Genomic DNA, 13326 nt, shown 5'->3' with positions numbered 1-13326 from the left:
CTTTAACTGATCCGATTAATGGTAAACTAATTGATATATTAACTTCTAGAAAAAAAGATGATTTAATTGAGTACTTCAATACCTGGCCTGAGAAACTGCGGGAGCAGATCAAGTACTTCTCCATGGATATGTGGAGTCCGTATAAAGCTGTTGCAGAAACTGTTTTTCCAAATGCTAAGATAGTAGTTGATAAGTTCCATCTGGTTACAGCTATCAATAATGCCTTAGATAAGCTGAGAAAAGAGGAACAGGATAAACAGACTCCTGCCAATAGAAAGAAGTTCTATAAATCAAGGCTCACCCTTCTGATGGCTGGTGAAGATCTTGATGATGACGGCCATCAGAGGCTGATAGAAATCTTTAAATTATCTCCTGCTTTAGAAAAAGCATGGGAGTTAAAAGAAGAATTTAGAGATTTGCTACAGATACCTGATGTTGAAGAGTCTATTGAAGCTTTAAATCACTGGTATGAAAATGTTAGCCAGGCTAAATTAAATCTTTTCTATAGAGCTAAAGGAACAGTAAAACGCTGGGAACAGCACATTATTAACTATTTTAAAACTAGAATAACCAACGGATTTGCTGAAGGATTAAACAACAAAATCAAACTAATTAAAAGAATTGGCTACGGTGTTCCCAAAGTTGAAAACTTAAAACGCCGAGTATATTTATCATTACTAAGTATTTAAGAGTAATTCAAAAAATAAAAGAGATAACACGATTCAAACGGTGCTATTTAGATTTCACAACATTTGTTAAAGAACCAATATTATTTACTTTAATCTGTCTCCCTTTATAATATATACTCTGATCAAAATATTTATTTAAGGCTGTTAGAAATACTTCTTTTCCCTCTTTATTTAAAGTCACACCGCCTTTAATCTCATCAAAATGAGATTTTCTCACCTTTTTACGACTAAATAACTTCATAACTATCCGATCAATGTGATGTCTGTAAATTTCTATAAAGTCAAAAACAAAAGACTTTTTATTATAACCATCCGTATGTAAAATTCCAACATAAGGATCCAATCCAGCAATAATCAAAGCTTTTTCAACTTTTCCGTACAAAACTCCATAGCCATAATTTAATAAACAATTGAATTCATCTTCAGCCGGTCTAAAAGTCCTTTTGTCAAACTTATAATGATCTGGCAGGAGATAATTTAAAGCATCAAAATATTTTTTCGAAATATTACCTTCATATCCCATAATAGAATTCCGCATCATTTCTACTGGCCCAGTTAGTTTAGGAATTTTGGTTTTTATTTTTTCCATTTCTTCTATAGTTTCAAATAAATAATTTTGTTTATCTTCACCTCTTTTAATTCCCAGGTCATAAAGATGTTTTATCATATTTTCAGCCTTTTCCACCATTATTTCTTTAATCAACTTACTACCTTCTTCATTATCAGCAAGTTCAAGTTGACGGCGCCTAATATAAGTAGTACTGCCTAATTTAGAGTGCCAGATTTTACCCATTGACCTACCAAAATGATCGAGAAATTGTACTTCAATATTATTTTCGAGAGCCAGTTTTACTGCATCACTGCTAATAGCAGCACCAGTTGTAATTAATATTGAATCAACTTTTTTGGCAGAAACCCTTTTCTTTTTGTCATCTGCCTTTATTTCAAAAGAACTCTGCTTAACATGAAGATAGCTGCCGTAGGTGTTTATGATTAGCTGCATGGTTTTCACGTCCTTAAATATTCAGATTTAAAAGACTAATGATGAAGCAGGAGGCTTTTTGGGATCTCTTAAAAATCCAATGTTTTCATCATATAAATATTCTTTTTGATCCTCATAATCAACATATTTTAAATATTTAAATTCATTAACTATTTGATAATCAGAATAATATTTTTCTAATTGATTTCTATAAACACTAACTCTATAATTGGCAAGTTCTTTATTTATCAACTCTTTTTGAGCTATTAATCTATTTAATTTTTTATTATCCTTTGTCTCTTTAATTTCTTCATATAATTCAATTAAGTTTCTGACCTTTAATTCTACTCCTTCATCTATACAGATAATGATATCTTCCTTACCAGCTCGTTCTTCAATTATAGTAAAATCTTTAATTGGGATTTCTTTATCTCTTTTCTTGCTGTAATTCAAATTTTGAATCGCATTCATCAGATATTTATTATCTCTGGTAAAACTATCGTTTACTTTAGCAAAATAACTCTTGCTCATTTCTAAAAAAGAAGTGTTCTCAGATAAAACCTCTTCGCAAATATCCAACAATTTATTATCATAAATACGTTTTGAAAATTCTCTATCTTTTTCATCTTTTAATTTTATAATATTTACTTTTCCTTTATTCTCATACTCACTATTTCTATTACATCTCCCCGCTACCTGAACAATAGAATCAAGCGGTCCAAAATCTCTATAGACCTCTTTAAAACTTAAATCTACACCCGCTTCAATTAGTTGAGTCGATATGACAATGACCTTTTCACCAGCTTTTAACTCTTCATCAATATTATTAATTCTATCTTTTCTATCAATAGGAATTAAGTTGGTAGTTAAAGAGTAAACTTTATAATCGTTGGACTTATCTTTTAACTTATCATAAATATTTAAAGCAGAATTTATTGTATTGCAAACTATAAGACAGTTATCACTATTAAATTTAGAGTAAAAATAATCAATGAAGTCATTAATCGAGAATGGGTTTAATTCATTTAATAATTTTAAATTTACTCTATCAAATACAGGATCTTCAGCATATTTTCTTTCATCTATAAGATTAACTAACTCATTACCTGACAAAATATCTGGTTGAGTTGCAGTCATTAATAGTATATAGGTATTAAATTTCTCTGCAAAAATATTTACCACTTTCCCTACTACCTGATAAAATTTAACAGGTATATTTTGTACTTCATCTAAAATAACCACTGAGTTTACTATATTATGAAATTTTTTAAGATAACTATTTTTATTTCCAATAATACTCTCTAATAATTGAACAAAAGTTGTTACAATATTACCTGACTCCCATGACTCTAACAATAATTTATTGGCTAAATAATTATCTAAATCTTTACTTTCTTTACTGTCATCTTTATTTTTTATATTTTCTTCAATTTTCAGTGGTGAAAGATAATGATGTCTTAACAGGTATTTAGTAGGTTTAACATCATATTTATCTTTTAAATTGAATTTAATTATTTTTTCAAACTCTGCATAATTTTGATCTATTATTGAAGTATAGGGTAAGCAATAAATAACTCGCCTACCATTTTCATGAAATGAATTTATTTTATTGGCAAAGGCAAAAGAAGCAAAGGTTTTACCAATTCCAGTTGGCGCTGTTAGAGTATATAAATATTGATTTAATGATATTTCGGAATTGTTAACAACGTCATCAAAAAAATCATTTCTTAAACTATTCATAAGTTTTTCTGGATTGAATTTATCTGGGTTATTTTCTCTGCAAAAATCCAGATAATCTTTTACTTCTATCTTTTCTTTTGTAGCACCTTCAAAATAGTCATCATTTACTCTTGCAGCATTTTTCTTATCCGAATCTATTAAAACTGAGTATAAAAGATTATTTATTAAAAATAACTCTACAGCTTTTGATTCATCTTTAAATTTATTCATGATAATTTCTTCTCTAAAATACTCTCCAATATCTTCTTCATCAAATAAAAAATCTTCTATATCTTCAATAACATCTTTAATTTTAATATCAAAATCAGCTAATAAATTATTATATATTGCTTCAAGCTTTTCAAAGTTATTTTTTTTAATATTATCCAACTGTTTTTGTAAATCAAAATATATTCTTTCATTGCTTTCCAGAGGTGATTCCAGGTTACCATGGTGCTTTTTTATAACCATATAACCCAACATTGCTAATCTTCCATTATATTGATTTTTAAGCAGACAATATCCCGCTATTGCAGAAATTAATCCATGGTGAGAGAGATTAGAACTCTCACCATAAATTAAATAATTTTGAAAATAAGTAGTTGTTTTACCGAAGTCATGTAAAACGCCAATAAGATAACTTATATCGGCCAGCTTATTTTTGGATAAAATTGATAGATTTAAATCCTTATCTAGTATTAACTCCCTGGACTTTTTGGCAACTTCTAAAAGATGATCTTTGAGTTTTTTTCTATTATCACTAGAATAATGGGACAATAATTCTTTCATCAATTAAACCTCCTGCACAGGGGTATAAAAACTGATTATCTTATCTTTAAATTTAATTACTTGATTAAAATCCCCTTTTATATCCCTACCATTTTCTTCATAACAAAAAGACGCCATCTCAGCAGGTTCTCTACCCGAATCAACCTCATCAAAATCTACTGGCATATTTTCAACTATTAAATCAACCTTTGTCGAAGAATTAATTGACTTAATATTATCTTTATAAGTAAGAGAACTTAATGCTCCAGTAAAATTATTTATTATATCTAGTTGATCAATGGTTTCGATATATTGAGCCACTGCCCTGAACTGTCTCTGTCCAAAAAAGAGCCCATATCCTAATTTGCCAGCCTTTAATTTAGTTTCTAACCTATTTATAAGTTCCTCATTTCTATGAGTGAAATAAACCCTATATTTTAAGTTTTTAGCTCCTTTTGGTAATAGCAACTGGAGCCTAACCTGGGTATGCCCTCCTTCTTTTCTTAAATAATTCATACATTCGAGATGTTTATAAGCCGGATTGATTATTTGTAACCCAAATTTAGCGTTATCAGAAGATAGAATTTCATAATAACTATCTCTTGGATATTCAAGTATTGAAGCTACCATACCCATTAGAACAGTTCTAGTGGGTAATATATATGACAGGGAGCTTTTGTTGGTATAATATTTTTTGAAATGTCCTGTTTTTCCTTTTATATCAAAACATATAATCTTATTAAATTCCATATTATCTTGCCTCCTGGATTTAATATTCCAGTTCATTTAAACTCCCTGAAAATTGATTTAATAATTTATTTAAGCCACCATCTTTAAATTTAAGTTTACTATCATACCAATAACTTATCTTTTTTATTTTATTTTTATTTTCATTTAAATATTTTAGCAATTCATTCATATTCAAAGTTATATCATCAATTTCTCTCACATTTTCTTCAGGAGTATGATATTCAAGATCAATATATTCTCTTAGGTCATTTAAAACTGTTTCATTGTCTTTCATCTCAGCTCTTAAGTATAATCTAGGTGTCTGACCAATCTTTGAGCGGGTTCTATTTAAAGGAATGGATTTAACTATCGCCTCGTCGAGAAGTTTAACATCAGATTCTGAAAGCTTTGTGCTTCGAGCTGTAAGACCGTTTATGCCCCCGCTGAATGCCAGGAATGAATACTTAACCCGATAATCCTTGCCTACACCCTTGCCAGAACTAAAACTGGATGTTATTGTCTTGCTTTCCTGCAGTTCAACAGTATTTAAGGAATACCCCCAATTAAATTGAACTGGTCCTGTTAAATGATCTGCATCACCCGTTGCCTGAACTGCACCAAATAATCTGACCCCAATCAAATCCAAAATATCTCCATCATCTAATTGTTTAACTCTATCTTTAGCATCTTCAGCCCTATTGGTAACAAATAATTCTTCCCCTTTAACACTTTCTAAATAATCTCTAATATATCTTTTTAAGCGGACATCACTGACCAAATTAGTCCCTGTATCCCAATCCATTCTCGGCTTGTTTTCATTATCCATATCACCATTAGGATTTGCTTTCTTAGCATCATATAGAAACAAAATTTCTGAATTATTAAGTTCTTCAGTCATAATTATTTCTCATCTCCTTTTTTATTATTATAATATTTATGGCCTAAATATCTGCCAAAAGAAAGTCCTGAAAGAATATAAAAGACAACTTCATCTTTATTTAAACTTGAATTTTCAATCCCCTGTACCCTATCAATCATCTGAGCATGTAAGAGCTGATTAACATTATATTCATCATAAATGTTTAAAATCTCTGTTATATCTTTAGTAAATTTCTTTACTCTCCTAACAGGCATTCCATCAAAACTTAGTTTATCCAAAATATTTGCTGATTTATTTTCTTTCTGCTGTTCTTTTAAAACCTGATTCATTAAAATGCCTAATAAAAATAAACCCTGTCTGTAGGAATTATGTTCATAGGTTTCAGAATGAACTTCAAAAAACTTTCTAATATCAGCATCTTCAATCTCTGTAAAATTACTGCCTTCTCTCACTTTGTAACCTCCTTTTAAATTTGTTATCTGGTTTAGCCAGCTTAACATTAGATTCATCTTTAACGGATGAGCTATTACCTCCTTTTCATTCTTTTTATTAAAATAATATCTTTTATTTAAAATAGTTATAAACTTTCTAATAAGATAATTATAATCAATGTCCTTATCCTTCATAATTGAATCAAAAAGATTTAACATCTCTTTTCTATATAGTTTAGGGTCTGGACTATTATGAGATCTATAGTTAGGAAATAAAAGCCAGTAGAGATCATTAAAATAGAGTTTGTAATTGCGAGCATCACTTTCATGACCGTAAGTATCTTGATTTACTTTTCTTAAAGACCTAAAGATAGCCTTTATATCATCATATGATACATCATCTATTGAATCGAGAACTATAAATGAAGCCTGATCAGGTCTCCAAAAAAGAAAGTCCATCTTAAAATTCCTTTTCTTTTTAAGGTTTTTAAATTTTTCGAAATGATCTTTATCACCCTCAGGCTGATCAGCGAAGATATCTTTTATTATTTCTAGAGATCTATCATAGTTTTCATCTTTATTTATATTCTTTGGAATAACATAATATCTAAGCCTGTTAAATAATCTTCCATAATAATTTTGTTCTACCTTACTAATACCAACCATTACTTCCTGATAACATTCCTGACAGATACCAAAGGATTTATAGGCACTATTATCATTTAAGTTTTCAAAAAAATATGGACTGCTGGTAACATAAAACTTGGTAGGAATATCAATCTTACCTGTCACCAATTTTTTCTCATTACAGGTACCACATAAAGCATATTCTTTAACCATATTTTCAGATTGGTCAAAAAATCGGCCCTGCCTTTCAAAATATACTATATCTATATAATCGTCATTGTATTCACTCTCTGTAATATATTTACCATTTATTTTTAATGAAAAGATATCTAGATTATTTACGAAATTTTTACGGGTGCTTCCTAAAATATCTTTACTCACATATTCCTCTAAAACATTTTGCATATTTTTATGATTAATTTCTTTATCATTTAGATATTCAGTTAATTTATCTGCAGTTGAATCTTTGAATTTTTCCAACTTAAAAAAACTCTTTTTGCCACTGGTGTTATAAAAGTTATCTTTTAAATTCTCTAAGAAAAATTTAAATTCTTTGAACTGACTTTCCTGAAACTTATCATCAATATAGTCAAGCATCTGAGGCACTGTAAGTAAGTGATAATATAGATTATTACAGGTAAAATATATTTTTTTACTTCTTCTACCTAGTAGATCAAATCCAAAAAACTGCTCTCTATTTTCTTCATATAATTCATCACCACTTTTAATCTCTATCTCATCATTATTCAGATCAAGATTAATTATTATTTCTCTATATTTATCTGCATCATCATTATCACTGTTTTGTTCATTGGGAAGGATAGTCTGGGTCTCTAAAAACTTTTTCCTCTTTTCACTATCTGATAATCCCTCCAGTTGAAGTTTACCTATTTCTTGAAATGATTTAATCACCTAATATCGCCCCCTGATTAATATTTTTTAATAAAATATCATAGATTTAAATAACACTTATTGAAATATCAAGCTATATATTAATCCTGTAAAACCATCTTACCATCCCCCAGTGACACCCGTATGTCGCAAACATCAGTTTTTTCTAATAATTTTCCAGCATTTTTTCGATTTCCTGCTGCATTTCCACTCGCAAATCCTCGGGCTGCAGGACCTCTGCCTCAGAGCCATAACCAAGGATCCACTTTTTTATCTCTTCCCGGCTGCCGGTTTTAACCTTAAAAATAATTTCATTCTCACTGATACTTTTAATCTTCTGCTTATCACTCCAGTGGTATTCAGGTACAAAACGGGCTGCTCTGCCTGTAAATTTAACTTTAACTTCCATCTCCTCTTTGCCCTGTTCAACATCCCAGGCATTATCAAGCTCTTCTGCAAGTGAGAAATCATCTGGCAGCTTAAAAGTTTCTGCTGTTAGTTGAAGTTCCTTAATCCTATCGATTCTAAATATCCTTTTTTCTTCCCTCAAATGACAAAAGGCATAGAGATAGGGTGCGCCACTGTTGAAAAACAAATTATAAGGGTCGAGTTTTCTTTTTGTTGTTTGATTGCTGCTCATTGAATAATAATTAATTTTAATTTTCTTTCCTTCATTGATCGCTTCTTTTAGCTTCTCAAATTTCTGCTGGTGTTCCTCCAGTTCAACAAAAGGTTCAGATATAATCTCATAATTTTTAATATAGCTGCCCATACTGCTTTTTAAAAATTCAGGCAGGGAATTATAGACTTTGGCCAGTCCTGATTCAAGTTCCTTTTTCATTGGAAAACTGCGGTTTTGATATTCTTTCGCTGCCAGCAGCACTGCCTCAGTTTCTTTTTGATCCAAATTTGGGGCTTTAAAACGGAAATTATCCAGAATCTTATATTCCTTGAGGTGGTTATCATAATAAATTGGAACTCCCAGCTCCTCCATCACCCTTTTATCCCGGTGGAAAGTTCTTTCTGAGACCTCAAAATACTCCGCAAAATCTTTAGCCTCCCAGTGTTTATAGGGTTCATTTAAAAGCATAATTGTTTTTATAATCCGAAAAATCCTGTTTTTATCTGCCATCAGCCCACCCCTTATCTAAATATTTTGTCAATTTATGTCTTAAATATTAACACTCCATACTTTATTTTCCTTATATAATTATTTCGTGATCGATAAGAACAATCCTTTAAAAAAGAAAAAGCCGGCTGAAATTAATCAGCAGACTTAAATAATAAACTATTTATTTTCTACAAACTGTATTTTTACTCCATTTGGATCAAGCACATAAAAGAATTCAATCTCCGGATTGGGAGCAATGGGTCCGCTTATAACTTCAACTCCCTTTTCCTGCAGGAATTTCATTTTTTCAGATACTGATTCAATTTCAAAGCCAAGTGAGATATCCTGTCCGACCTCAATATCTTCTTTTCCCTGGTCAGCAATTAACTCAACTTCAGTCTCTCCTGCAGCAGCTGCTAAAAATGCAATTTCTCGCTCAGGGCCGGCTTCAAATCTCCGCTGCAGCTTAAGCCCCACAATCTGCTGATAAAATTCAATCGACTCTTCTAAATCTATAACCTTAATAGTTGTCCACAAATAACTCATTTATCAACTCTCCTTTTCTACTTGATAATTAATTCTATTTTCAATTTAAATCAAATTAAAGGGCCACCAACTAAAAAGTTAATGACCCAGATTTTGATTTCCAATTATTTCTAAGTACCCGGTACCTAGAGGTTATTGTTTAACTTTTCAACAATTTCTTCAACCTGCTTCCGGTTAACTGCACCTTCTGAAAACATAACCAGTGCTCTTAAAGGCATGTATTTTAACATTGCTTCCATCATCTCACTCTTTCTGCCGCCAAGCATTTCGAAGAGATCTGTACCCTCTAAATATTCACTGAGCAGCTCATTGAAAACTTCTTCTGCTTCCGGATCTGCCAGGATATCACCGACATTGGTATTAATTGTGTACTCATAGGGCAGCTCAACAGTGGATTCTACTCTGACTGTTTCCTTGAGTCTAATATCTCTGGAAGATGCTCCAACTAAAATATCGTATTCTCCACTTTCTACATACCAGTCATCAATTTCAGTATTATAATAAGCAAAGGCTCTTTTAGCTAACTCAAACTCAACTATTTTTTCCTGGCCGGGTTCTAATTCTACCTTGGCAAATTCTTTTAATTCCTTTTCCGGCTTAATTACAGTGCTTTCTGGATCAGATACATAAAGCTGAATGATCTCTTTACCATAGATATCGCCAGTATTTTTAACTTTTAGACTTAAATTTAAAGTCTCCTGGTCTGTGATTTCATTTTTCTTAATTTTTAAGTCACTGTATTCAAAGTCAGTGTAGCTTAGACCATAACCGAAGGGGAAAAGTGGCTCAATTTCTTTACTGTCATAATAGCGGTAACCGACAAAAATTCCTTCTCTGTACTCCACCTTATCTTTTTCTCCCGGGAAGAATAAATAAGAAGGATTGTCACTTAATTTTTGCGGAAAGGTTTCGGCCAGTTTTCCGGATGGATTAACATGTCCAAATAATATGTCGGCTGCAGCACCTCCGCCAGCCTGACCGGTTAGATATCCTTCTAAGACACCTTTAACATTATTTAACCAGGGCATAGTGATTGGAGAGCCATTGCTCAGTACCACTATCGCATTTTTATTTACTTCTGCCACCTCTTCGATTAAACGATTCTGATTTGGAGGTATCTCCAGAGTATCCCGGTCATAACCCTCAGATTCGTAGCGGTCCGGCAGTCCAGCAAAGATTATTACTTTATCTACCTTTTCAGCCAGCTCTTTGGCCTTAGCAATTAATTTAACATCATCTTCATCACTTTCAAGTGAATAGCCTTCGGCATAAGCTAATTTTTGATCTGTATATTTTTCAAGTTCAGCATAAGCATTATCTACCTGATAGGGATTAATATTAGAACTTCCCCCACCCTGAAAACGCGGCTTTTTGGCAAAAGAACCGACAACTCCAAGCTTTTCATCCTCAGCCAAAGGCAGTATGCTCTCTTCATTTTTAAGTAAAACCATTGAATCAGCAGCAATTTCTCTCGCTAATTGATGGTGCTCATCTTTACTGTAGTTTAAATCATCACGATCATTTTCTACAGCCTTAAAGATGATTTTCAGCATTCTCTCTGCAGCTCTATCTAAGCTCTCTTCACTTAAGCTGCCGTTTTCTACAGCTTCTACAATTGCCTTTTTACCGTCTCCATGACTGGAAGGCATCTCAAGTTCTAAACCAGCTGCAATTCCCTTATCTCTGTAATTTACAGCACCCCAGTCAGAAACAACAAAACCTTCGTGTCCCCATTCTTCTTTGAGAACATCTGTTAATAAGTATTTATTTTCAGAAGCATGAGTTCCATTGACCTGATTATAAGCACACATTACTGTCCAGGGCTGGGCTTCTTTAACAACTTTTTCGAATGCTGATAAGTAAATTTCTCTTAAAGTCCGCTCATCAATTTGAGCATCAACTGTCAGGCGTCTGTGTTCCTGATTATTAGCGGCAAAATGCTTGAGTGAAGTCCCAACTCCCATACTCTGAACACCCTTAACATAATTTGCAGCCAGTTCTGAAGCTAAAAGTGGATCTTCAGAAAAGTACTCAAAATTTCTTCCACAGAGGGGAGAGCGCTTAATGTTAACTCCAGGTCCTAAAAGTATATTGACATCTTCCGTCTGACTTTCTTCTCCTAAAGCTTCTCCCATTCTGCTCATCAAATCTCTATCCCAGGAGCAGGCTAAAGCTGAAGCAGTTGGAAAGCAGATCGCTTCAACACTTTCCCCCATTGATGCACTTTCTTTCTCTTTCGGTTCTTTTCTTAAACCATGGGGCCCGTCTGCCATCATTATTTCCGGTATCTCAAGCCTATCAATCGAATGTGTTCTCCATCTGCTGGCTCCAGAACAGATTTCAGCTTTTTCTTCAACTGTCATTTTCTTAAGTAAATCCTTTATTTTTTGAGTCAAAGTAAATTCTCCTTTCAGATATTTGAAATAATTTAAATCTTAAATTTTCTCTATTAAATATATTCGCGAAAACGATTTATTTACCTTCATTATTTGCGATTAAATTCTAATTAAAATTTTAGTCAGCTTAAAAACTAAATTTATTAACTACTCTTGTCTTGTAAAAATTTTTCTGCCACTTCTGGAAAAATAATATAGGAAAGAATATCCTCTTCTTTCTGGCTGAGATTTTTAATTTCTGCTGCAGCTTTCTCATATGCCGGCTCAAGGTTATCAGCCGGACGATTTGTAATTACCTGATCCTTAGATATGATATTTTCAATTAATTCAGGATTGATCTCCCCGGGAGGACTGCCATACATTCCCCGCAGATAATTTTTGAATTCTTTGGAGACGAAGCTGTATTTTTTACCGGTTACAACATTAAAGACTGCCTGAGTTCCAACAATCTGGCTGGTCGGTGTTACCAGAGGTGGGTAGCCTAAATCTTTTCTGACTTTAGGAATTTCCTCTAAGATTTCCTGATAGCGGTCAAGCTGATTCTGTTCCCGCAGCTGATTGCGCAGATTGGAAAGCATTCCGCCGGGCAGCTGATTTCGAATGATTCTGGGATCAACCTCATAGGAACCAAGATAATCTCTGTAATTTTCTCTGACTTCCCTAAAATAATCTCCTATTTTCTCCAGAGAATTCAGATTAAGATCAGTATCAAACTGACTGTCATTTAAGACAGCGGCCAGTGTTTCTGTAGTTGGCTGAGCTGTTCCCGAACTAAAGGCAGAAATTGCTGTATCAATAATATCAACTCCAGCTTCTACAGCTTTTAAATAAGTCATAAAAGCAAAACCAGCAGTGTTGTGGCTGTGGATTTCTACTGGAATCTCAATTTCTGATTTTAATTTTTTTACCAGATCATAGGCTTTAAAAGGAGTTAATAAACCTGCCATATCTTTAATGCAGAGAGAATCTATTCCCTTTTTTGAAAGCTCTTTAGCTTTTTTGACAAAACTCTCACTGCTGTGGATTGGACTTGTGGTATAAACGATTGAGCCCTGAGCTTCTGCACCGTATTTTTTTGTAAATTCAACTGCTTTTTCCATATTTCTAATATCATTTAGCGCATCAAAAATTCTAATAATATCAATTCCGTTTTCGACTGATTTTTTGATAAACCGCTCCAGTACATCATCAGGATAATGCTTATATCCTAAAATATTCTGCCCTCTTAAAAGCATCTGCAGTTTTGTCTTTTTAACTCCTTTTCTTATCCTGCGCAGCCGCTCCCAGGGGTCTTCATTTAAAAAGCGCATACAGCTGTCAAAAGTGGCTCCACCCCAGACTTCTAAAGCATGGTAGCCCACCTGATCAAGATCTGCTAAAACTGGTATAATATCTTCAATCTTTAATCGGGTTGCAATCAAAGACTGCTGTCCATCTCTTAAAACTGTTTCGGTAAATTTAACTGACATCTGATCACCGCCTGATTTATTTTTTTAATAAAATTAAGTTTAAATTACTTCCTAATAATTAGTTCGATAAGTCGACCTGTTTTTCCTT

Annotated in this window: 10 protein-coding genes; 1 reads left to right on the top strand and 9 read right to left on the bottom strand. The window is 32.7% G+C overall.

Annotated elements, in window-relative coordinates; genetic code table 11:
* The coding region (locus C8C76_RS12565; RefSeq protein WP_108142172.1) for an ISL3 family transposase at positions 1-689 on the top strand (689 nt) is incomplete at its 5' end.
* A 43-nt stretch (positions 690-732) separates the two neighbouring features.
* On the opposite strand, the gene cas1 is transcribed toward C8C76_RS12565, so the two are convergent.
* The 9 genes from cas1 to C8C76_RS12520 form a co-directional block, all read right to left on the bottom strand.
* Positions 733-1692 (bottom strand): CRISPR-associated endonuclease Cas1, encoded by a 960-nt coding sequence (cas1, locus tag C8C76_RS12560; RefSeq protein ID WP_108142170.1) that lies wholly within the window; start codon positions 1690-1692, stop codon positions 733-735.
* Positions 1693-1719: 27 nt separating this feature from the next.
* Positions 1720-4179, bottom strand: coding sequence for a CRISPR-associated helicase/endonuclease Cas3 (locus C8C76_RS12555; protein WP_108142168.1), 2460 nt, complete (start codon positions 4177-4179; stop codon positions 1720-1722).
* 3 nt (positions 4180-4182) lie between these two features.
* On the bottom strand, positions 4183-4908 hold the full coding sequence (cas5, locus tag C8C76_RS12550) for a CRISPR-associated protein Cas5 (protein ID WP_181248221.1): 726 nt from the start codon (positions 4906-4908) through the stop codon (positions 4183-4185).
* Between the two features lie 19 nt (positions 4909-4927).
* The gene (cas7b, locus tag C8C76_RS12545; RefSeq protein ID WP_108142164.1) at positions 4928-5785 is read right to left on the bottom strand and encodes a type I-B CRISPR-associated protein Cas7/Csh2; all 858 of its coding nucleotides are present in this window, start codon (positions 5783-5785) and stop codon (positions 4928-4930) included.
* A 2-nt stretch (positions 5786-5787) separates the two neighbouring features.
* Positions 5788-7737, bottom strand: coding sequence for a type I-B CRISPR-associated protein Cas8b/Csh1 (cas8b, locus tag C8C76_RS12540; protein WP_108142161.1), 1950 nt, complete (start codon positions 7735-7737; stop codon positions 5788-5790).
* Between the two features lie 145 nt (positions 7738-7882).
* On the bottom strand, positions 7883-8848 hold the full coding sequence (locus tag C8C76_RS12535) for a helix-turn-helix transcriptional regulator (RefSeq protein WP_108142159.1): 966 nt from the start codon (positions 8846-8848) through the stop codon (positions 7883-7885).
* 156 nt (positions 8849-9004) lie between these two features.
* Positions 9005-9373: a VOC family protein gene (locus C8C76_RS12530; RefSeq protein WP_108142157.1), complete on the bottom strand. Its 369-nt coding sequence runs from the start codon at positions 9371-9373 to the stop codon at positions 9005-9007.
* Between the two features lie 125 nt (positions 9374-9498).
* Positions 9499-11769 (bottom strand): beta-glucosidase, encoded by a 2271-nt coding sequence (locus C8C76_RS12525; protein ID WP_108142155.1) that lies wholly within the window; start codon positions 11767-11769, stop codon positions 9499-9501.
* Between the two features lie 143 nt (positions 11770-11912).
* Positions 11913-13238 carry a pyruvate carboxylase subunit B gene (locus C8C76_RS12520; protein ID WP_108142153.1) on the bottom strand — a complete coding sequence of 442 codons (1326 nt, stop codon included), beginning with the start codon at positions 13236-13238 and terminating at the stop codon, positions 11913-11915.
* Between the last annotated feature and the right edge of the window lie 88 nt (positions 13239-13326).

This window comes from Halanaerobium saccharolyticum (assembly GCF_003053565.1).
Lineage (GTDB): Bacteria > Bacillota > Halanaerobiia > Halanaerobiales > Halanaerobiaceae > Halanaerobium > Halanaerobium saccharolyticum_B.
This window is presented reverse-complemented; position numbering and strand designations above follow the sequence as displayed.

Coding starts and splice junctions, on each gene's coding strand:
- cas1 (WP_108142170.1), bottom strand. CDS start 1,692: ATGCAGCTAATCATAAACACCTACGGCAGCTATCTTCATGTTAAGCAG.
- C8C76_RS12555 (WP_108142168.1), bottom strand. CDS start 4,179: ATGAAAGAATTATTGTCCCATTATTCTAGTGATAATAGAAAAAAACTC.
- cas5 (WP_181248221.1), bottom strand. CDS start 4,908: ATGGAATTTAATAAGATTATATGTTTTGATATAAAAGGAAAAACAGGA.
- cas7b (WP_108142164.1), bottom strand. CDS start 5,785: ATGACTGAAGAACTTAATAATTCAGAAATTTTGTTTCTATATGATGCT.
- C8C76_RS12535 (WP_108142159.1), bottom strand. CDS start 8,848: ATGGCAGATAAAAACAGGATTTTTCGGATTATAAAAACAATTATGCTT.
- C8C76_RS12530 (WP_108142157.1), bottom strand. CDS start 9,373: ATGAGTTATTTGTGGACAACTATTAAGGTTATAGATTTAGAAGAGTCG.
- C8C76_RS12520 (WP_108142153.1), bottom strand. CDS start 13,238: ATGTCAGTTAAATTTACCGAAACAGTTTTAAGAGATGGACAGCAGTCT.